General features: G+C 65.3%; 20 protein-coding genes. 5 read left to right on the top strand and 15 right to left on the bottom strand.

What is annotated here, in order from left to right:
- The 8 genes from AC3A4M_RS20500 to AC3A4M_RS20465 all read right to left on the bottom strand — a co-directional run bounded on the left by AC3A4M_RS20500 (window position 1) and on the right by AC3A4M_RS20465 (window position 7,037).
- Window positions 1–921, bottom strand: coding sequence for an ABC transporter permease (locus tag AC3A4M_RS20500; RefSeq protein ID WP_498738171.1), 921 nt, complete (start codon window positions 919–921; stop codon window positions 1–3).
- Window positions 918–1,925, bottom strand: a complete 1,008-nt coding sequence (locus AC3A4M_RS20495) for an ABC transporter permease (protein ID WP_498738169.1) — start codon at window positions 1,923–1,925, stop codon at window positions 918–920. Before AC3A4M_RS20495 ends, AC3A4M_RS20500 begins: the two co-directional genes overlap by 4 nt.
- Entirely contained in the window at window positions 1,922–3,556 is a 1,635-nt protein-coding gene (locus AC3A4M_RS20490) for an ABC transporter substrate-binding protein (protein WP_498738167.1), read from the bottom strand. The genes AC3A4M_RS20495 and AC3A4M_RS20490 overlap by 4 nt, the downstream gene beginning before the upstream one ends.
- A 279-nt stretch (window positions 3,557–3,835) precedes the next feature.
- Window positions 3,836–4,054 carry a hypothetical protein gene (locus AC3A4M_RS20485; RefSeq protein ID WP_498738166.1) on the bottom strand — a complete coding sequence of 73 codons (219 nt, stop codon included), beginning with the start codon at window positions 4,052–4,054 and terminating at the stop codon, window positions 3,836–3,838.
- A 90-nt stretch (window positions 4,055–4,144) separates the two neighbouring features.
- On the bottom strand, window positions 4,145–4,702 hold the full coding sequence (locus AC3A4M_RS20480; RefSeq protein ID WP_498738164.1) for a hypothetical protein: 558 nt from the start codon (window positions 4,700–4,702) through the stop codon (window positions 4,145–4,147).
- 76 nt (window positions 4,703–4,778) lie between these two features.
- The gene (locus tag AC3A4M_RS20475) at window positions 4,779–5,465 is read right to left on the bottom strand and encodes a nucleoside/nucleotide kinase family protein (RefSeq protein WP_498738162.1); all 687 of its coding nucleotides are present in this window, start codon (window positions 5,463–5,465) and stop codon (window positions 4,779–4,781) included.
- A complete protein-coding gene (gene ubiG / locus AC3A4M_RS20470; RefSeq protein ID WP_498738160.1) occupies window positions 5,462–6,352 on the bottom strand; it encodes a bifunctional 2-polyprenyl-6-hydroxyphenol methylase/3-demethylubiquinol 3-O-methyltransferase UbiG in 891 nt (296 codons plus the stop codon). Before ubiG ends, AC3A4M_RS20475 begins: the two co-directional genes overlap by 4 nt.
- 235 nt (window positions 6,353–6,587) lie before the next feature.
- Window positions 6,588–7,037, bottom strand: coding sequence for an SRPBCC family protein (locus tag AC3A4M_RS20465; RefSeq protein ID WP_498738158.1), 450 nt, complete (start codon window positions 7,035–7,037; stop codon window positions 6,588–6,590).
- Between the two features lie 139 nt (window positions 7,038–7,176).
- Here AC3A4M_RS20465 and AC3A4M_RS20460 point away from each other — a divergent pair, with 139 nt between their 5' ends.
- The gene (locus AC3A4M_RS20460; protein ID WP_498738156.1) at window positions 7,177–7,833 is read left to right on the top strand and encodes a uracil-DNA glycosylase; all 657 of its coding nucleotides are present in this window, start codon (window positions 7,177–7,179) and stop codon (window positions 7,831–7,833) included.
- Window positions 7,834–7,873: 40 nt separating this feature from the next.
- Here the strand turns inward: AC3A4M_RS20460 and AC3A4M_RS20455 are convergent, their stop codons facing one another.
- Both AC3A4M_RS20455 and AC3A4M_RS20450 read right to left on the bottom strand, forming a co-directional pair.
- Entirely contained in the window at window positions 7,874–8,626 is a 753-nt protein-coding gene (locus tag AC3A4M_RS20455) for an ArsR/SmtB family transcription factor (protein ID WP_498733034.1), read from the bottom strand.
- An 83-nt stretch (window positions 8,627–8,709) separates the two neighbouring features.
- Window positions 8,710–9,531 carry an ankyrin repeat domain-containing protein gene (locus tag AC3A4M_RS20450; protein WP_498738154.1) on the bottom strand — a complete coding sequence of 274 codons (822 nt, stop codon included), beginning with the start codon at window positions 9,529–9,531 and terminating at the stop codon, window positions 8,710–8,712.
- 102 nt (window positions 9,532–9,633) lie between these two features.
- Between AC3A4M_RS20450 and AC3A4M_RS20445 the strand changes: the two genes are divergently transcribed.
- Window positions 9,634–10,578 carry a D-2-hydroxyacid dehydrogenase family protein gene (locus AC3A4M_RS20445; RefSeq protein ID WP_498738152.1) on the top strand — a complete coding sequence of 315 codons (945 nt, stop codon included), beginning with the start codon at window positions 9,634–9,636 and terminating at the stop codon, window positions 10,576–10,578.
- A gap of 19 nt (window positions 10,579–10,597) precedes the next feature.
- Here AC3A4M_RS20445 and AC3A4M_RS20440 read toward each other — a convergent pair whose 3' ends face one another.
- The 5 genes from AC3A4M_RS20440 to AC3A4M_RS20420 form a co-directional block, all read right to left on the bottom strand.
- Window positions 10,598–11,053, bottom strand: a complete 456-nt coding sequence (locus AC3A4M_RS20440; RefSeq protein ID WP_498733028.1) for an SRPBCC family protein — start codon at window positions 11,051–11,053, stop codon at window positions 10,598–10,600.
- On the bottom strand, window positions 11,046–11,387 hold the full coding sequence (locus tag AC3A4M_RS20435) for an ArsR/SmtB family transcription factor (RefSeq protein ID WP_498738150.1): 342 nt from the start codon (window positions 11,385–11,387) through the stop codon (window positions 11,046–11,048). Before AC3A4M_RS20435 ends, AC3A4M_RS20440 begins: the two co-directional genes overlap by 8 nt.
- 56 nt (window positions 11,388–11,443) lie before the next feature.
- The gene (locus tag AC3A4M_RS20430) at window positions 11,444–13,024 is read right to left on the bottom strand and encodes a serine hydrolase domain-containing protein (protein WP_498738196.1); all 1,581 of its coding nucleotides are present in this window, start codon (window positions 13,022–13,024) and stop codon (window positions 11,444–11,446) included.
- 220 nt (window positions 13,025–13,244) lie between these two features.
- Window positions 13,245–14,432, bottom strand: coding sequence for a M14 family zinc carboxypeptidase (locus AC3A4M_RS20425; protein ID WP_498738148.1), 1,188 nt, complete (start codon window positions 14,430–14,432; stop codon window positions 13,245–13,247).
- A gap of 184 nt (window positions 14,433–14,616) precedes the next feature.
- Window positions 14,617–15,834, bottom strand: coding sequence for an ROK family transcriptional regulator (locus tag AC3A4M_RS20420; protein WP_498738146.1), 1,218 nt, complete (start codon window positions 15,832–15,834; stop codon window positions 14,617–14,619).
- Window positions 15,835–15,936: 102 nt separating this feature from the next.
- Here AC3A4M_RS20420 and gap point away from each other — a divergent pair, with 102 nt between their 5' ends.
- From gap to AC3A4M_RS20405, 3 genes are all read left to right on the top strand, one after another.
- Window positions 15,937–16,956 carry a type I glyceraldehyde-3-phosphate dehydrogenase gene (gap, locus tag AC3A4M_RS20415; RefSeq protein ID WP_498738144.1) on the top strand — a complete coding sequence of 340 codons (1,020 nt, stop codon included), beginning with the start codon at window positions 15,937–15,939 and terminating at the stop codon, window positions 16,954–16,956.
- A gap of 169 nt (window positions 16,957–17,125) precedes the next feature.
- A complete protein-coding gene (locus AC3A4M_RS20410; RefSeq protein WP_498738142.1) occupies window positions 17,126–17,842 on the top strand; it encodes a DUF2637 domain-containing protein in 717 nt (238 codons plus the stop codon).
- Between the two features lie 269 nt (window positions 17,843–18,111).
- Window positions 18,112–19,608 (top strand): GntP family permease, encoded by a 1,497-nt coding sequence (locus AC3A4M_RS20405; protein WP_498738140.1) that lies wholly within the window; start codon window positions 18,112–18,114, stop codon window positions 19,606–19,608.
- Window positions 19,609–19,619 lie beyond the last annotated feature (11 nt).

The following is a 19,619-nucleotide window of genomic DNA, read 5'->3' as shown; positions in this document are numbered from 1 at the left end:
CTAAACCTCTGCTTCGAGCCGCTGCTGCAGGTGACGCCCCACCACGGTGGTGGTCAGCGCGGCGAGGGTGATGAAGATGCCGGGGAAGGCGGCGATCCACCAAGCGATCTGGATGTAGTTGCGCCCGTCCGCCAGCATCGCGCCCCACTCGGCCGCCGGCGGCTGCGCGCCCAGGCCGAGGAAGCTCAGCGAGGATGCCCAGACGATCGCCTGGCCCACGCCCAGGGTGGCCAGCACGAACAGCGGCCGGATGACGTTGGGAACGATGGTGTGCCACAGGATGTGCCGGCGGGAGCGGCCGAGCGAGCGCGCGGTCTCCACATAGGGCGCGGCGATGACCTGCAGCGTCTGCGTGCGGAGCATGCGGGCGTAACCTGGGGCCGTGCCCACGCCGACGGCGATCGCGGCGGTGACCACGCCGGTGCCCGAAACGGCGATGACAATCAGCGCCAGCAGCAGACCGGGGAAGGCGAAGAGGATCTCCACGAAGCGGCAGATTGCCGAGTCCAGCCACTTGCCGAAGACCCCGGCGGTGATGCCGAGTAGCCCGCCGAGCACCAGTCCGATGGCGGTGGCGGCCAGTCCCAGCAGCAGCGACTGCCCGGTGCCGGCGATGACCCGGGAGAAGACGTCGCGCCCGTTCTGGTCGGTACCGAAGAGATGCTCCGCATTCGGTGCGGTGAAGGCGCCGGCCGGGTCGATGATGTAGGGATCCTTGACCGTCAACAGCGAAGGAACGACGGCGGCCAGCACCAGGAAGGCCAGGACCGCGGCAGCGATCCACACGCCGATCGGGGTGCCGCGGAGGCCGCGCAGCACCGCGGTGGTGCGGGCCCGGCCGCGTCCGTTGTCAGGCTTGCCGGGCTGGTCGCCGCCGAGCAGTGGCGTCCGGGTGGTAGTGGGTTCAAGTGCCACGCTCATGCGCCGGCCCCCTTGTCATTGGTGCGGGGATCGATCACGCGGTACAGCACGTCGACCACCAGGTTCACGAGGATGTAGACCGTGGCGATGATGAACACCACGGCCAGGGTGATGGGCAGGTCCCGGTTGATGATGGCGTCCACCAGGGAGCGGCCCAGGCCGGGGCGGGCGAAGATGATCTCCGCGACCACGGCCGAGCTGACCAGCGAGCCGACCGCCCAGGCGGAGAGCGTCAGTCCCGGCAGGATGGCGTGCCGCAGGGCGTGGCCCACGCGGACGGCCAGATCGGACAGGCCGCGGGTCCGTGCGGAGAGCACAAACGGCTGCGCCAACGCGTCCTCGAAGGAGGAGCGGGTGACCTGGGCGATGAAGCCAGCCAGCGGAATGCCCAGCGCCAGGGCCGGGAGCACCAGGGACTTGAAGCCGTCGTCGCCGGCCACCGGGAACCAGCCCAGGATGACGGCGAAGACCACGGCCAGCATGATGCCTACCCAGAACGGCGGCAGCGCGGCGAAGAAGACCTCGATGCCGCGGCCGACGCCATCCAGCACCCGGCCGCGTCCCACGGTCAGCAGGGTGAACGCCAGCGCGATGGCCCAGGCGAAGACCAGCGCCAGGCCGGCCAGCTGGAAGGTGGGCAGGATCTGCGGGCCGAGGATGTCCAGTACCGGAACCTTGAACACGTACGAGGTGCCGAAGTTGCCGGTGGCGAGTCCCGCCAGGTAATTGACGTACTGGATGAGGACCGGCTGGTCCAGCCCGTACTGCGCCTCGACCGCGGCCACGGTTGCGGCGGACGGGGCGGCGCTGTGCCCGCCCAGGATGGTGGTGACCGGATCGCCGGGAACCAGCCGCAGGACAAAGAACGTCAGCGTTACCGCGGCCCAGAGGACAAACAGGCTGCCGGCCGCGCGCCTGAGGATCACCTGCCCAGTGGAGCCGGCGGTCGCCGTCGTTCGTGGAATTTGGGTATGCGAAGTGCGGGCTTGCGTTGCCGTGCTCATGATGCGTTCACCGCCGTGACGTCGTAGATATAGGGGAGGGACAGGCTCGGTTCCAGCGTCAGGCTGGCGAACCGGTCCTGGCGCAAGGCCAGCTGGCTGGTCTGGTTGTAGAGCGGAAGCTGGAGGGCATTCTCGCTGACAATCTGCTGGGCCCGGAAGTACAGGTCGGCGCGGATGTCCGGATCATCGGTGGCCAGGGCCTCGTTGACGATCCGGTCGAACTCCTTATTGCTGAAGCCGGAGCCGTTGGGGACGAAGCCCGCGGACTTCATGTACTCAGTGGAGAAAACGATCCGCAGCACGTCCGCCGTGTTGGTGTTCCAGTAGCCGGCGCGCAGGTCGTATTCGAAGTTGTTGTACTTCTCCGACGACGACGCGAAGTCCTGGTTCTCAATCCGCACGTCGAAGCCGCGCTGCTTGGCGCTGGCCTGGATCTGCGTGACCAGGGCCGCGTGCGCTGTGGGCCACGCAGCCGGGGTGTAGGGCAGGACCACGGTCAGCCGTTTGCCGTCCTTGATCCGGTAGCCCTGCTCGTCCCGCCCGGTCCAGCCGGCCTCGTCCAGCAGCCGGTCCGCGCCTGCGGGGTCCGGGAGGTATGCGTCCTCGAAGTCGGGCGAGTAGAAACCGGTGGTGCTGGCCAGCGGTCCGCCCGCCTTGGTCACCGTTCCGAAGTAGACACTGTTGATGCCGGCTTCCACGTACACGCTGTGCAGGAAGGCCTTGCGCACCTTGATGTCGTCGAACGGGGCACGCGTGGTGTTGAGCATCAGGTTGGTCGGGTTGCCCGGCCGGTCCTGCAACACCAGCTGCACCTTCTTGTCCGCCTCCGCCTCGGCGAAGTGCACCGATGGCATCAGATCCAGCGCGTCCACCTGCCCTGCGCGCAGCAGTCCGTACCGGGTGGAATCTTCCGGCACGATCAGCCATTCCAGGTTTTTGATGTGCGCCGGGCCCTCATGCTGGGCGAACGGCGGGGCCGAGTTGTAGTCCTCGTTGCGCACCAGGGAGACCTTGGACTGCGGAATGTAGTCCACGACCTTGTAGGGGCCGGTGCCCACCGGCGAGATGCAGTTCTCCGCCTGCGGCCGCTTGAGCGCAGTGGGGGACTCGATGCCGAGGAACGGTTGGGCCAGCACTTCCAGGAAAGCCGCGTACGGCCGGTTCAGGGTGACCCGTGCCGTGGTCTCGTTGATGACCTCGGTGCTCTCGTAGGGCTTGAGGTAGCCGCCCGCGGTGCCGGACTGCGTGTCCGGATCCACCATGTGGTCCAGATTCGCCTTGACCGCCTCGGCCGTGAACTTGGTGCCGTCGGTGAAGTACACGTCGTCGCGGACCGTGAAGGTATAGGTCAGCCCGTCAGCGGAGACCTCCCAGGACTCGGCCAGCCACGGTTGGATCTTGCCTTCCTTGTCCTGTGAGACCAGCGAATCAAGGTAGTTGGCCGCGAGCGACGCCTGCGGCATGTCGCCGTTGACGTGGGGGTCCAGGCAGGAGATGTCCTTGCCGGTGGCGAAAACAAAGGTGTCGGCCTCATCGGGCTGGGCGCTCGCGGCGCCGCCGCAACCGGTAAGGGCCAGGACAACGACGGCGGCAAGGGCCGTGGGTGCCCAGGGGGCTTGGCGTAATGTCATGTTCTCGGGTTCTTCCGTCCGGCCCGTTAAACGGCTCGCCGGAGGCACCCGAACATTCGGGGACTGCACTCACCGGCTAGTGTTCAACGAAGCTTGCGTCGCCTCGTGGCAGTTACCGTCCTTTGGGGACGTACCGAGGAATCTACCGGCGCGTGCGAGGGCAGGAAATATTTCTGAACCGCAGTGACTCTGTGCGTCAGCAGCATGACGGCACATGACTTCGCATGACGGGGCTGGCAGGAAATCGGCAGCCGGGTGCTGCCGGTTCACCACCCTGCGTCAGCTCTGCCCGCTGGCCACCGCGTCCCATTCGCGCAATTCGCCCCGGTGCAAGGTCTGCAGACCAGGATTATTCACCACGCCGTTTTGACCGCTGAGCACATACGTCGTCAGGACGGATAACACCGGGCTTTCCGAGCCCGCAAACAGGACAGGCGGCAGGCCCTGGTAATGGAGCACCAGACTGGAATTGTCCGGTTCGGGATACCAGGCGTTCACAGCACCATGGTCAAAGGAAGCCCACCGTCCGTTGACGCAGCAAATGAAGCGGTGCGAGGTGACGATGACGGGAATGAACTGCTGCTCGCGCTAGCAATCCATCGATGCCGCGGCGGCAGCCTTGCGGCGTGACGAGTTGAGGAGTCCCTGGGCGGCAAGGCCGCCGAGGACGAAGGCCGGACGGCCCCAGTAGAAGCCGGAAACATGCGTGTACGAGCCATCCAGGCCGTAGTACCGGGCATACGTGGCATTGCACTGGTAGTAGGCGACTTCGCCTGCGAACAGCGGAACATTCCACAGGTTGATATGAGGAGGAGCAGCCCCTGCGGCCAGACCCCGCGCCAGTACCTGGGCTTTGTGGTAACCGAACGCGTAGCCGTTCTCGACGTCGCGGCGGTGCCGTTCGGCCTTGGTGAAGTGGCCCTTGCTCCGGCGCCAGGCACGGAACCGGCGGTACAGCGCGCGAACCAGGTAACAGCTAGCAACTATTGGACCCACCGCGGCAACAAGCAACGTCAGTAGTTCGAAGAGGATCGTCAGTAAATCGTCGCCTCTGGCTGAGTCAATCCAGAAATGAAGCAGCATTCCTGCGAAATAGCTGATCGGTACAAGCAGTAACGGAACGAGCCAATCCAGGTGATGTTTCATGGCTCCGACCCTACCCACTGGCTGAGACGGTTTGGGAACCGCTGTGGATAAGTGACAGATCGGGTACCGGCCAGGCCTATTGCAGCTTGAAAAACAGGTCTGCCCGCTCGCGGCTGGCGCGGATCAGCCTGGCGTTCGGCTCGTCCACCTCGCGTACCCAGGCATCGGCGGCTTCCGGCGATTTGCCGAAGGCGATGTGCCGCTCAACCAGTTGCCTGACGCGCAGCCGGTCATCCTGCTCGACGTACCAGACCTCCGCGCACTGGTTACGGACTTGCCGCCAGCCTGGTTCATCCAGGAGCAGGTAGTTGCCCTCGGTTAGTACCGTGTGTGCTGCTGGGAAGACCGGAACCAAGCCTGCCAGTGGTTGCTCGAGGGTCCGTTCGAACCCCGGCGCATAGACGGTGTTGCGCCGGTCGCGCCGAACCCGCCGGAGTAGCTCGGCATAGCCATACACGTCGAAGGTCTCCGGCGCGCCCTTCCGATGCAGCAGCCCCAGCCGTTCCAGCTCGGCGTCCGCGAGGTGGAAGCCGTCCATGGGGACGTGCGCGAACCGCTGCTGTTCCGGATCGGCAGTGCCTGTGTTGAGCAGGGCCAGCAGGTTTTCTGCGAGCGTGCTTTTGCCCGCGCCCGGTTCACCGGCGATGCCAATAATGGTCCGCTCGCGAGGGTCGGGCCGGTCCCCGGCCACGGCTCGTTCCGCGCTTGCCGCGGCCACAGCGGCAATCCACTCGATCCGGTCGGCCAGTTCCTGCAGCCTCATTCGCCGGCCTTGGGCTCGGCCGTAAGCCGCCTGCCCCGGCGCTTCACTGCGTACCCCATATACGAGAGGGATGTCCGCCTCACCTGCCCGAAATCCAGCCTGCGGCTGAGCTCGCCGTACGTGATGCTTCCCCGCCGGGCCTGAACGAAACCGCACAGCATGGCCAGCGGGTTCGCGCGCGGGGCCAGACCCGACAAACCGGCCGGTTCCAGCCCGTTCCCTATTAATAGGGAAGCCAGCTCGTTTGGTTTGATGAACTTCTCCCAAACGTGGAGCTCCGAGTCGAGGATCCGGGTTAGCGGCCACTCCTGCACGAGCTTGATGGCCAGGAACCTGCTTGTAGCCGTCCGGTTGATCGTGTCGAACAAGTACAGGCCGCCCGGCTTCATCACCCGGGCGGTCTCCGCCAGCACTTGCGGCAGGTCGGCAACATGCTCGAGCACATCGCAGCAGTAAACGACGTCGAACGCCCGGTCCCCTACCGGCAGTTGTTCGCCGGCACCCACTTGGTATCGAATCCGAAGCCCGCTCTTTTCCGCATGCGCCCTGGCCGCTTCGACTGCGACGGCGGACGGATCCACACCGACAACGTCGAACCCCAGCCGGGCAAATTCCTCGGCCAGCAGGCCGGCGCCACAGCCCACATCGAGCGCCTTCAGCCCCGCGCCAATCGGTTGGGCAACGGCAGCATCATCCGGCGGAAAACCGGCGGTGGCCAAGCCGCCGTCCTCACCGCCTAGTTCGCGCTGCAGGACTTCACGGAAGTAGCCCATCCGTGCGGGAGTATGGCTGCCGTGCAGAAGGTTGAGCGGGTTCTCTTCATCCCACCAGGAAGCACCCAGCCTGTTATAAACCTCGTTGTCGATCGGCCCGCTATTCCCCGCCATAGCAGGAGCATAGCGGCATCTCCTTTTGTCAGCCTGGATCTGCGGGATCGATCGGGCCTGGCCTTTTCCGAGCCACGGCCTCGGCCGCCAACTGGCGTGCCGCTTAACCCGGCGGGATTGTTTGACAAGGCCGTTGCCTATCTGGCCGAGATCACCTCAGCCAGCGTGGCAGGGGACTCGCAGCAGGCATGACGGACCGCTGGGTTGCGCGCATGACGGCGATGATGCCTTGCGGTCAGGCGGATGCGGGACGTGCTTCGAGAATCGACTTGATCCGGGCCAGATCCTTGCGGTTGGCCTTCCTCATCATCATCCCCATGAAAGGTGCGGCCAGACGGGAGAAGCCTGCCGGTTCGCCGTTGTTGCGCAACGTCATCCGCGTGCTGGCACCGTCCGCATCGGTCCAGGTGTAGGTGGTCTGCATCGGGAAGGGTCCCTGGGCTGTGCGCATCACCAGTTTTTCGAGCGGGCGGAACTCGACGATCTCGTAAGTGTAGGAGAGGTGGCGGCCGAGGAAGGCGGCGTCGAAAGAGATGCGGGTTCCCACCGAGAGCGGACGTGGCGTTTCCCAACGCGCCGAGGCTATGTTCTGGTACCACTCCGGGGCGTTGTCCGGATCAGCCGCGTATTCGGCAACCGTCTTACGCGGGGCGGCGATGAGTATTCCGGTGGTGACGTCGACCATGCTTCAGACTCCCATACTGGAGCCGGGCTGGCCAGATGACCACCGCCGGACACTATGGTTGAGGAGTCGGAACAACGAACGACGGCGTGCTCGCGTGGGTGGCTGGGCGCGTTGCAACGGGCGGGAGGACTTGAGGAATTTGGCCAGCGGCGTAGAGGAAATCCAGGTCTTCATCGAAAAGCTTGCCCGATTGCCAGTCGGGGCGAGCAGTTGCAACTTCTTCGACCACTCCAGGCCCGAGAACGCAGTCCGGCGGCGCAACCTGGAGCTGTATCTGCAGGAGATGCTGGAACGCCGGCCCAAGGTCCTGCTGGTGGGGGAGGCGCCCGGCTACCGGGGCATGCGGATGACAGGAGTGCCGTTCACCAACCGCGACATTCTGCAGAGCTGCGACGGCTACTTCAAGCTCTTCGGGCCGGACAGGGGGTACGTCCTGCCGGCTGAGGCGGCCTCCGTGGCGGCCGAACCGACGGCGACGGTGATGTGGGACGTGCTCGCCGGCCTGGATTTCCTGCCGCTGCTCTGGAGCGCCTACCCGCTGCACTCCCACCAGCCCGGCCGGCCGTTTTCGAACCGCACGCCGTCGGCCGCCGAAGCAGTGGCCGGGCGTCCGTTCTGGCAGGAGCTGGCGCGGCTGTTCGCGGTGGAGTCCGTTGTGGCTGTAGGAAACGTGGGATTCCGCAGCGTCAGCGCCAGCGGTCTGTCCGTTCCCAAAGTGCGCCATCCGGCCCACGGCGGCAAGGTCAAGTTCCGGGACGGTCTGCAGGAACTTCTTGCCGCCGGGATGGACAGCTGACGGGCGGATCCAGCACTGAAGGGCCAGAGCCTTCGGCGGGTCAGGTGTACATAAGCGATCCCGGGGTGGTGAGTACTTCGCCGGTTTCCAGCCAGGTCTTCAGCCCGGAGAGGATCATGGGCCAGCCGCCGTAAAGCTGGTCGTTGGCGCCCTCGCGCAGCTGGTCGTGCGTGACGGTCAGCCGGCAGGAATCCGCCACCTGCTCGATTTCCCAGGTGATCCGGGAGGTCCCTTCGGCTTCGACATCCTCGCCCCAGAGTGCGCGCATGCTCTGCACGAGACGGCGCGGCGGGTCAATCTCCAGGATTTCGCCTTCGCTCAGCGGGCCGTCGGCTTTCGGGTTGGTCATCCGGTAGGTCGAGCCAACCTGCCAGTCGGTTTCGATCCGGTTGCCGAAGATGTACTTGCTTCTGGTCTCGCTGTCCGTGATCGCTTCCCACAGCCGTGCCGGCGTGGTGCGGATATAGATCTCGAAAATCTTTTCCATCGGAGTTTCCAATCGTGTCTTAAGCTCGCTGAGGCCAGCGGCCCACGGTTCTGCATACTTGCCCACCCACCGGTCGTGGATGAGGCGGATCGGCACCGGATTCAGGAAATGGAGCTTTTCGCGGCCTCTGCGCCGCGTGACCACCAGGCCCGCTTCTTCGAGCTGTTTCAGGTGCTTCATGACACCGAAGCGCGTGATGTCGAACTGCGCTTCAAGGGCGCTGAGCGTCTGCCCGTCCTCGCGGAAGAGTTCGTCCAACAGGGCTCTGCGAGTTGGATCTGCGAGGGCTTTAAACACCGCGTCCACGTATTAATAATAGGTGACCATTTGGTCACATGTCGAGCGTTTTTCTGCGGGAAAAAGCCTGTGAACGCAGCTGCCCGATGTGGTTAGCGCGCGCCCGCTTCCCGAAGCAGCGCAGCGACCTCCGTCTGGCCCAATGCCTGTGCATGCTGCACTGCCGTCACCCCGTTGGCGTCGGGAATGTTGAGGTCCGCGCCGGCGGCGATGACCTGCCGGACGATGTTCTGGTACGCCTCGCTGCCGGTGCCGAAAACCACGGCTTCGAGCAGGCATGTCCAGCCGGGAGTGTTCACATGGTCGACGTCGACGCCTGCGTTTATGAGGATCCGGACCGTCGAGGTGTGCGCGTGTTCGCAGGCGGGAATGAGTGCCGTTCCGCCGAAGCGGTTGGTGCTGGACAGGTCCGCGCCGTGCTCCAGCGTCAGCTGCAGGATCTCGTCGAAGCCCTCGGCGCCGGCGTACAGATAGGCAGAGTCGTCGATTTTGTCCTTAGCGTTCACGTCGGCGCCGGCCTCGATGAGCGCGCGGGCGGCGTCGATGTTGTTCGCCTTGGTAGCGGTGACCAGCGGCGTGCGGCCTTCCGCGTTGCGGTGTTCCAGCTCCGCCCCGCGGTCCAGCAGCTCGGCAATCTGCCCGGCGTCGTTGTCGGCGGCGGCACGCTGCAGCTCCTGATTCAGGCGGGCGAGTTCCTGGCCCGCGGGAGCCGGGGGAGCGGTGGAAGTCGACGCGCTGGGTGACGGCGATGCTTCCCCTGACGCGCGGGCCGGACTGCTGGCAACAACAGACGACGACGGCGGGGCGCCGGATGTGCCATCCGTTTCCTGCCCGGCGGCGCAACCGGTGAGCAAGGCAAGGCCCAGCAGCGCGACGGCCGCGGCAGCAGGCGTAGTCGCAATAAAGGCACGCATGGTGGACTCCCAGCTGTCAGGGCAGGCGGTGAAATGCCGGACCCGCCCAGTCTAATTTGCTCAGCCGCGCCTCCGGGAGGTCCAGGCGCTACGCTGGGCAGCGTGAAGATCGTGATTCTGGATGACTATCAAGATGTGGCTCTGGCCAGCGCCCCCTGGGATCAGCTCCCGCCGGAGGCGAGTGTGGAGCGGTTCATTGACCACCTCGAGAATCAGGCGCTCGCCGAAAGGTTGCGCGATGCCGACGTCGTTGTTGTCATGCGTGAGCGGACGCCCATGACGGCGGAACTGCTGGAGCGGCTGCCGCGGCTGCGCCTGATCACCACCACAGGCATGGCCAACGCGTCGATCGATCTGGAAGCGGCCAAGCGGCTCGGCATCGCCGTGTGCGGCACCCGTCAGTCCACCAACGCGACGGCCGAACTGGCCTGGGCGCTGATCATGGCCGTGGCTCGGGACATCCCGCAAAACGATCGCGACATCCGCAACGGCAAATGGCAAGCCGGACTCGGGATCGACCTGGCGGGGGCCACCCTGGGCGTGCTGGGTCTGGGCAAACTCGGCTCGCTGATGGCCCGCTACGCCGAGGTCTTCGGCATGAAGGTCATCGCGTGGAGCCCGCACCTGACCGAAGAGCGCGCGGCCGAACACGGCGTCGAACTGGTTACCAAGTCGGAACTGTTCCGCCGAAGCGACATCGTCAGTATCCACCTGCGGCTCTCGGACGCCGTGCGCGGGATTGTCGGCGCCGCCGAGCTGGAGCTGCTCGGCCCCGAGGGCAGGCTGGTCAACACTTCCCGCGGCCCGCTGGTGGACGAGGCGGCGCTGGTCCGCGCGCTCAGCGGGGGACGGATCGCGGCGGCCGCGCTCGACGTGTTCGACGTGGAACCGCTCCCGGCCGACAGCCCGCTTCGGTCCACGCCGAACCTGATCCTGAGTCCGCATATCGGGTTCGTGACCCAGCGCGCGCACCGGCTCGGCTATACGCAGATGCTCGACGACATCCTCGCCTTCTCCAAGGGCGAGCCCATCAATCAACTGAACTGAGATGCCCGGCAGGCTCCGGTCAGTCGAGGTGCTCGACCAGAGCGTCGAACGCCTCGTTCCAGCCATCGTAGACAAAGCCGTCACCGGGCTTGCCTTCGATGCCGCGCAAGTGGAACGTCATCTCGGTCCGATCGCCGTCGAGCTCAGTGAGAGTGACGGTGATGAGCGGGGCTTGCTCCCGATCGTCGCCAGGACTGCCCCAGGTGAAGACCAGACGCTCTGGTTCAACGACTTCCAGGTACTCCCCGGCGGTCGGGTACTCGCTGTTGTCAGGGGCGATCATGATGTACTCGTAGCTGCCGCCGACGCGAAGGTCTACGCGCACGGACTCACTCGGCGTTCTGACTTCCCGCGGATGCCACCAATGCGCGGCTTCATCCGGGTTCGTCCACGCACGCCAAATGACCTCGCGGGGCGCGTCGAAGACACGGGTAATTGTGAACTGCTTTTCCTGGGTTGTGGTCTGGTCAACCATCGGATGACCTCTCCTTCAGTTCGCGGAGCCGCTCGTCCAGCAGATCGAAACGCTCGTTCCAGAGACCGCGGTGATGGTCGATCCAGACCGATGCGTCGTCGAGGGGTTCAGGGCGCAGGGTGCAAGTGCGCCATTGTGCGCTCGTGGTGCGTTCGATAAGCCCTGCGTTCTCCAGCACGCGAAGGTGCTGCGAAATAGCTGGTCGGCTCATCGAGAAAGGCTCGGCGAGTTCACCCACCGTGGTTGACCCATGGCGCAGCCGCGACAGGATGGCCCTCCTCGTAGGGTCGGCGAGCGCCGCGAAAACAACACTCAGCTCGTCCGCTGCAGGCACGTAAGCAACTCCTTAATTAATAAGTTCCTTAACTGTAAATCCGGTGGGCTGCGTGGTCAATAGATGGGGCGAGGCTTCCGCAACCGGGAGAGCAGCCAGACGGTCCTGGGGAGCGGGCAGACTATGGCCAATGTCAGCGCTGGTACGAGCGTGGCGCCGACGTCGGGAAACTGGTGGATGACGACGGCGAGATAGGTTTCGAACCGGGCTGGTGCGTAAACGAAAGCCAACCAGATGAGGAAGGCATCGAGGGCCATTGCCCCGACAGTCCAGATGATAATCATCCCTCGGCGCGGGGCCGCGTTGCGGGTGGAGCCTGTGTGTTTCTGTGCCAGAAAGTGGAGTACCAGTGCAAGGCTCGCCAGTTCAGCGAGCAGCAGTGCCAGGGCGACGGCCCAACCGTACTGCTGCAGCCAGTCCTCCTGGGCGGTCAGGGGTTCGGGAGGTTGCCCGTGGAGAATCCGCAGGACGTTGCTGTCCAGCGCCTGGAGTCGAGACGGCGCGGAGGTGTCGTTCCCGTTGATGAGCAGGGCGAGGCCGAGATCGGAGGAGGGAATTATGGCTAAATAGGAGTGCGTGTTGCCCCATTCACCTTGATGCTCCAGTAGCAACGGCAGGTCGCCGGCTTCCGGGGGCGATGCGTCGGGCGCTGTCGATTCCAGCAGCGGTCGGGCAAACCACGCCATAGCGTATCTCTTCGACCCATCCACACGGACACGGGGCGTTAGCAGCGTCTCGACGCTTTCCGGCCGGAGGATCCGGCGGTCCAGGTACACGCCGCCGTCTGTCAGAGCGATCAACTCGTGGCCGAGATCCTGAGCCGATGAGTACATGGTGGTCGAAGGCATTCCGGTGGTTGCTGCAGGCACGTCGGTCTGCCGCCACCAGGCGCCGAACCACAGCGAGTACCCCGCGGCCAAGCTGTCCGCTCGCGCGGCTGCCCGAGTGGTGTGGCTGCTGGTCATGTCCAGAGGTGCGAACACCTGATCCCTCATGTAGTCCCCGAACGGCTGGCCGGAAACCGTCTGCACCAGGAGGCCGAGGATGTTGTAGTTGGCATTGGAATAGGTGAACGTTTCTCCCGGAGCGTGAGCCAGGCTGGCGCCCGACAGATCCCGCACGCCCTGTTCCAGCGCGTCAGGATCCTGAGTGTCCGAGGCGCCGAAAGCCGAGCCGTCAGCCGTGGACAGCCCGCTGGACTGGTGAAGCAGATGGCGGACGGTGATTGCCGCCGCGCGGCTGTCGCTCATGCTGAACCATGGCAGGTACGTCCGCACAGGTTCGTCCAGCTCCAACCGGCCGGCCTCCACCTGCTGCATCACGGCGATGGCGGTCAAGGATTTGCTGGTCGATGCCAGAAGTACCGGTGTCTGCGCGGTCATTGGTCGCCCCGAATTATCGGCGCTGCCGAACGCCGCCTGGTGTACTTGCCGGCCGTCTTTGATGATGGAGATAGAGACTGCCGGAATTCCGATGGCGTCGATCTGTTCCTGCAAATAGGCGTCTACCGCCGCAAAGGCATGGTCCCTCGAACCGCGGTCCTGCCCAGGGAATGCCGGTTGCGTTTCCCCGGTGCCGAAGGCTGCCGCGCTGGCAACATTGGCTACAGGGCGAATTCCGAAGGCTGCCAAGCACACTCCGAAGGCGAGGACGCAAACGACCGCACAGGCGAGGGTGAAGGCGGCCGGAAACTGAAATGGCGTCCGCCCCCTCCATTCGCGGATGTTGCCCATGCCCGCTCCTGCGGTTTGGAATGCGGTTCATTCACCGTAGAGCCTGGCGCATCAGAGCACAATGGACGGCGGACGTCCGGCACCCAAGCCGGCCGTCCGCCGTCGTTACGCGATGCGAGCGGACCTACCGAACCGGGACGACTCCGTCGTAGTCCGTCTGGTAGCCGCTGACCGGCTGGTGCGGGATGTCTTCCCAGCGGTCGGCGTCGGCCTGCTGCACTTCGCCGGTGGCCAGGCCCAGCAGCAGTTCCTTCATTGCCAGCACGTTCTGCCGGACGGACTTGCCGCGCGCCTTCTGGCCGAGGCTGCCGTCCGAGGTGTTGCCGGAGGTCTCGAAGAACACCACCGGGTTGGAGTGGCCCTGCGGGTTGAGGTTCTGGTAGTTGAGGCCGAGCATCATGGCCGAAACCACCCCGCCCTTGATGTCGATTTCCAGACCGTTGCCCACCTGGTAGCGGTCCATATTGATGGAGCCGTACTTGGCCAGCTGGTCGTAGACATAGACGTGCATCTGGCGGGTCAGTACGTCGTACGCGCCGTTCTCGATCCCGGGCAGCGTGGGCCCACCGGGCGCCAGCGAAATGCCGAGCGAGAGCGTGACGTCATCGCCGGTTCCCCACTCCTTTTTCAGGCCCTGGTGGTGGATGTCGATCCCGAAGTCCGGCTTGACCTTGGCCCAGTACTCGTAGAACGCCAGCGACTCGTCCGCCACGAAACCGTCCGCGGTCCAGTCCCGGTTCAGGTCGATCCGCTGCTGTTTGCCGTCCGCGTCCAGTTCCGGCGCGTCCGACTCCTGGTCCCAAAGGACCGTGTGGCGGATGTTCGCCTCCGACCCGTCCGGGTTGTACATCGGGATGAAGTGGAAGGTGAACTTCTCGCGCAGCAGGGAGTAGTCCGCGGAACCGTTGCTGCCCAGGTCCTTGAGCAGCGTCAGGATCGAGTCCGTGCCGTAGGGTTCGTTGCCGTGGATCCGGCCCTGCACCCACACATGTTCCTCGCCGCTGCCCACCGTGGCCACGTACAGGTCGCGGCCCTGCTCCGACGTGCTGACCTGCATGCCGGCTTCTTCCAGCGTGAAGGCGTTCACGTCGTAGCGGCTGGTCTGCTCGAGCTTCTGCAGCTCGGCCACCACGTCCGCGTAGGTGAGGATGCTCGAAATGTTGGTCTGCCCCTCGGGCGAGGGGAAGTTCGCGTCGGCCGCCGCCGGGGCCAGCGAGCCAAAGGGGAGTACGACGGCGATGGCTGCGGCGGCTGCGAGAGCGCGGTACCGCTTGGGCCGGGAACCGGGATGGGGCTTGGGGTAGTGCGTCACTGCATGTCCTCCAAAGGTTAGGCGAATGATCGCGCCGCCGGTTGGGGCCGGGCAGCGCGAGGCCATTGGTTGGGAAAAACCAATGGCCAAATTCGAACCTAATCGACCGCCTGCAGATCTGCCAGAGCTGAGGTCTGTCAGCAGACGTTCTGCACGAAAAAAGCCGTTGCCGCGGGCAAATGTCTTACAAGCCGGCGCCCTGCCCGGCGCCGGCGGGCGTGAGCGCCAGCGCATTGTCTTCCACGTAAGCCAGGGCGAGCCGGACGGCGCCCGTCGCGACAATCGCGTCGCCCAGCTCGGAGACGGCGACACGCGGCGGGGTTCCGGTCAGCCGCGGAAGTTCCGTGTTGATGGTCGGCAACAGGGCGGTCGCCGAGGCGGAGACGGCCCCTCCGATAACTACCAGCTCCGGGTTGAGGAAGGTGCCGAGCAGGGAGATGACGCGGGCCATGCGGCGGCCGATGCGTTCCAGGATCTCCTGTGCGACGGGGTCATCTTTGGCCGCTGCCTCGAACACAAACCTCGCGGAGACACGTGTGGTGTGCGGGCCCACCAGGTCCCGGATCAGCGTGGGCTTGCCCTCGGCCAGCGCTGCGGTGCCCCAGTGCCTGGCGAGCCGGGCGATGCCGTCCTGGCTGCCGACACCGTCGACCAGTTCAAGCGTGCCCACTTCTCCGGCGCCGCCGTTGCTGCCGTGGAGCAGCCGGCCGGATTCGATCAGGCCAGTGCCGAGGCGTTCGCCGGCCAGCATCACGGCAAGATCGTCGACTCCGGCGCCGACGCCGCACCAGTGCTCGCCGAGGGCGGCCAGGTTCGCATCGTTCTCCAGCAGGACCGGCCAGCCGTGCCCTTGCCACAGCTCCGTCTGCAGTCCGATGTCGAAATGCTCACTCAGCTGCAGGCCCTTGGTGATGTTGCCATGCCGGTCCACTGCAGTGGACAGCCCGATCCCGACGGCGAGCACGGCCGAGTGCGGCAGGCCCGCCTCCGCCAAGGCGCGATCGGCGGTGCGGGCAATGGTGGCACGCCGTTCGGCGTCATCGGCGGTCTTGCGGAAGCGCTCCGCGGCCCGGCCGAGCATCTGCCCGGTGAGCCCGGCAACCAGGACGGTGACCGTGGCCATGCCGACGTCGAGTCCCAGCACGCAGCCTGCGGAAGCGTTGAACTCGAAGCGTCGTGCCGGGCGGCCCTTCTGTGTGCGGGAGCTCCGGTCGCCCTCCAGCTCGCGCACCCAACCACGGCGGATCAGGTCGTCGCAGACCGCGATCACGGTGGCCCGGGTCAGCCCGGTGGCCTCGATCAGATCCGTTCCCGTCATCGCGCCGGCGTCGCGCATGACCTCCAGGACCGCCTTGAGGTTGGTCCGCCGCAAGGCCTGCGGGGTGCTGGCTGTCTTGTCCACGAAAGTTCCTCTTGACGTCGGGCCGGTTGTTTCAGACAATAGTAATGGAGTTTAAATTTAGACACTAAATAAATGGCGCAGCGCGCTTGAAGGAGACCTCCCATGACCACTCGAATTGGAATCAACGGTTTTGGACGCATCGGCCGTAATTTCTTCCGCGCCGCTCTGCAGCAGGGGAAGCTGGGCGCGGACCTCGAGATCGTAGCGGTCAATGACCTGACCAGCCCTGAAACACTGGCACACCTACTCAAGTACGACTCGGTTACCGGCCGGCTCGCCGCCGAGGTCCGGGTGGAGAACGGCAACCTGGTGGTCGACGGCAAGACCGTCAAGGTGCTGGCCGAGCGCGATCCGGGCAACCTGCCCTGGCGCGAACTGGGCGTGGACATCGTGATCGAATCTACCGGCTTCTTCACCAACGCCGCGGACGCCGAGAAGCACCTGGTTGCCGGCGCCCGCAAGGTCCTGATCTCCGCCCCGGCCACCGGCGAGGATCTCACCGTGGTCATGGGCGTCAATGACGGATTGTACGACGACGCCGAGCACAACATCATTTCCAACGCGTCCTGCACCACCAACTGCCTGGGCCCGCTGGCCAAGGTGCTGAACGACAACTTCGGCATCGAGCACGGCCTGATGACCACCATCCACGCCTACACCGCGGACCAGAACCTGCAGGACGGACCGCACAAGGACCTGCGCCGGGCCCGCGCCGCCGCGCTGAACATGGTGCCCACCTCCACCGGCGCCGCCAAGGCCATCGGCCTGGTGCTGCCGGAGCTGAAGGGCAAGCTGGACGGTTTTGCCATCCGCGTCCCCGTTCCCACCGGCTCCGCCACTGACCTGACCGTCACCGTTGGCCGCGAGGTCACCGCCGAGGAAGTCAACGCCGCCTACCAGGCCGCCGCGGCCGAAGAGCAGTGGGCCGGCATCCTGACCTACACCGATGAACCGATTGTCTCCTCGGACATCGTCACCGATCCGGCCTCGGCCATCTTCGACTCCGGCCTGACCAAGGTCATCGGCAACCAGGTCAAGGTTGTCGCCTGGTACGACAACGAGTGGGCCTACTCCAACCGCCTCGTGGACCTGACCTCGCTGGTGGCGTCCAAGCTCTCCTAGCCCAAATCATCGAACAACGACGGCGGGTGCCTGGCTCACAAAGAGCCGGGCACCCGACGTCGTTCGCTGAAATGCACCGCACCGTAGTGTTGCCACAGTAGAATCTTCCGGGGCCCTCAGTGTCCCTGTCGGTCCGCCGGCACGGTTCAAGCAGAAGGCAGCCACGGACATGGCCAACAAGATTCCCAACGAGCCGCACAAGGCCGTCCTGAGGACCGCCGTCGGCGCCACGGTTTTGATCGCGATCGGTGCCTTTGTGCTCTCCTTCGCCGCCCTGACCGATCTGGCGCAGCGCTCCGGCATCGAACCGCGCCTGGCCTGGATCTGGCCGATCATCGTGGATGGCATGATCGTCGCCTCCACGGTGGCCATCGTCGCGCTGAATGGCCACGGCCGCCGCGCCATGATCTACCCCTGGTCGCTCCTCTTCTTTGGCGCGATCGTCTCCACCGCCGCCAACTCCGTGCACGCGATCCTCACCGTGGACAAGATGGCGTCGGGCATTCCGCCGATCGTCTCCGCGCTGGTGGCCGCGATGCCGCCGGTGGTGCTGCTGGCCATCACCCACCTGACCGTTCACATGTACCAGAAGCGCGCCGAAGTCGCCCAGCAGCGGGCCGAGGAAGAGGCCATTGCCGAAGCCGAAGCCGCTGCGCACGGCTACTACTCCCACGAGTACGACGGCGATTGGTCGGCTGAAGAAATGATGCAGGCTGCCCCTCCCGCCGTTCCTGCCGCTCCGGTTGCCCCGCCGCGGATCGCCGGAGCTGAGTCGCATCGGACGCCGTCTGCCGGTCAGGTAAACAACGAAGGCCCGGCACCCCTCTATGACGAGACGGTGAGCGCCCTGGCTGCCGAGGATCCGGAAGTTCTGGCACAGCGCTAGTACCGCTGGTTACAGATTTCGTTCAGTAGCTTCACCTTCTTGGGTCGCGCCGGGATGCGGCAGGTAACCGGGGCTCCTGATAACGAACAACGACGGCGGCACGCAGGTGGGATTCGATTCGCAGCCCCCGCGCGCCGTCGTAATTCTATGACGTAAGTCTTGCAATGTGAGTCATAACCCATAATATGGGATAAGTGCTGTGCTTCCCGTCACAGCTAAACTCGTACGCAGCCTCCAGTGCTGAAGGCTCGACTGAATGGATTCTTCCCATGTCCGATATGGCTATCTTGATCAACACTGCGGTGGCTGTGCTTGCCACCGTGGTGCTGATTGTCAGGTTCAAGGTCAACCCCGTCATTTCCCTGATCATCGGCTCCGTTTACCTGGGGCTCTCGGCCGGGCTCGGCGTGACCAAGACAGTAGAGACGATCACCGGCGGCTTCGGCGAAATCATGGTCGAGGTCGGCCTGCTGATTGCCTTCGGCGTGCTGATGGGCTCGATCCTGAACGAGACCGGGGCAATCCGGCGCCTGGTGGAGCACCTGTTGCACGTCTTCGGACCCAAGCGGCTGCCCTACACGATGGGTCTGGCCCTCGGTACGGCGCTGCAGTCCATCTTCCTAGACGTGCTGCTGGTGATTTCCGCTCCGCTGGCCCGCAAGCTGGCGCCGAGGATCGGCAAACTGGGCACGGCGCGGATGGCTACGGCCATGGCCATCGCGCTCGAATGCGGCATTGTCTTCATGGTTCCGGGCGTCGCGGCGCTGGCCCTTGCCGGCCTGCTGAGCGTGCCGCTGGGCAAGATGATGATCTTCGGACTGATCCTGATCGTCCCCACCATCATCATCTCGATCGCCATCATGACGTTCCTGTTCCGCAGGGGCTTCTGGAACGAAGAGAAGGATGAGGACCACATCTATCTCGACGAGGACGACGACGATACCGCCGTCGCGGGGACCGAGACGGTCGCGGCTTGTACAGCTACCGGTGCCGGAAGCGGCAGCACCGGCAACGGGTCGGGCGCTCCGGGCACCTCGGGCCGCTCCAACGGAGACGGCTCCGCAGTTGAACCTGTTCCGGCCGGCGCTTCGGTTGCCGTCGCCGAGGCGGACAAGGAACGCGAAGCTCCGCTGCTGGTGCTGTTCGCCCCGCTGCTGGTCTCGCTGCTGCTCATCGGAGCCGGCGCGATCCTGGAAATCCTGAAGATCGAGATGGCCTGGCTGCAGCTGCTGGGCGAGCCCGTCATCGCCCTGCTGATCGGCCTGATCGGCACCGGCATCGTGGGTCGGTACACGGTGGGCCAGAAGCGGGTGGAAACCGCCATCGCCACGGGCTTCAAGGAAAGCGGGCAGATCCTCATCCTCACCGGTGTCGGCGGTTCGCTCGCGGCAACCGTAGGCGCCGCGGGACTGGGCGACATCCTCGGCGGCTTCTTCTCCGCCAGCACGGTGGCTCCGCTGCTCGTGGTCTGGGGCATTGCCGCCCTCCTGCACATCGCCGTCGGCTCCGTGACCCTCTCGGCCATCACCGCCGCGGGCCTGCTGGCCCCGATCGCCCCGGCCATCGGCATCGATCCCGTCCTGATCGCCCTCGCCGCCGGCGCCGGCTCGCTATTCATGGTGCACGTCACCAGCAACACTTTCTGGCTGCTGCAGTCGCTGCTCGGCCAGAGCGTCCGGGGCGCTCTGAAGTCGGTGACGGTCGGCGTGTCGGTGGCGTCCGTCGTCGCAATTTTGCTGATCATGCCCATGAGCCTGCTCTTCTAGGCCGGATCCCG

The sequence above is a fragment of the Arthrobacter sp. Soil_C_60 genome (assembly GCF_057656375.1).
Note: the sequence above shows the minus strand (reverse complement) of the source record. Positions and strands in the feature narration are given on the sequence as shown.

What these genes read in the sequence shown, in the direction of transcription:
- AC3A4M_RS20500 (WP_498738171.1), bottom strand. Translation starts at nt 921, where the DNA reads ATGAGCGTGGCACTTGAACCCACTACCACCCGGACGCCACTGCTCGGC.
- AC3A4M_RS20495 (WP_498738169.1), bottom strand. Translation starts at nt 1,925, where the DNA reads ATGAGCACGGCAACGCAAGCCCGCACTTCGCATACCCAAATTCCACGA.
- AC3A4M_RS20490 (WP_498738167.1), bottom strand. Translation starts at nt 3,556, where the DNA reads ATGACATTACGCCAAGCCCCCTGGGCACCCACGGCCCTTGCCGCCGTC.
- AC3A4M_RS20480 (WP_498738164.1), bottom strand. Translation starts at nt 4,702, where the DNA reads ATGAAACATCACCTGGATTGGCTCGTTCCGTTACTGCTTGTACCGATC.
- AC3A4M_RS20475 (WP_498738162.1), bottom strand. Translation starts at nt 5,465, where the DNA reads ATGAGGCTGCAGGAACTGGCCGACCGGATCGAGTGGATTGCCGCTGTG.
- ubiG (WP_498738160.1), bottom strand. Translation starts at nt 6,352, where the DNA reads ATGGCGGGGAATAGCGGGCCGATCGACAACGAGGTTTATAACAGGCTG.
- AC3A4M_RS20465 (WP_498738158.1), bottom strand. Translation starts at nt 7,037, where the DNA reads ATGGTCGACGTCACCACCGGAATACTCATCGCCGCCCCGCGTAAGACG.
- AC3A4M_RS20450 (WP_498738154.1), bottom strand. Translation starts at nt 9,531, where the DNA reads ATGCGTGCCTTTATTGCGACTACGCCTGCTGCCGCGGCCGTCGCGCTG.
- AC3A4M_RS20440 (WP_498733028.1), bottom strand. Translation starts at nt 11,053, where the DNA reads ATGGTTGACCAGACCACAACCCAGGAAAAGCAGTTCACAATTACCCGT.
- gap (WP_498738144.1), top strand. Translation starts at nt 15,937, where the DNA reads ATGACCACTCGAATTGGAATCAACGGTTTTGGACGCATCGGCCGTAAT.
- AC3A4M_RS20410 (WP_498738142.1), top strand. Translation starts at nt 17,126, where the DNA reads ATGGCCAACAAGATTCCCAACGAGCCGCACAAGGCCGTCCTGAGGACC.
- AC3A4M_RS20405 (WP_498738140.1), top strand. Translation starts at nt 18,112, where the DNA reads ATGTCCGATATGGCTATCTTGATCAACACTGCGGTGGCTGTGCTTGCC.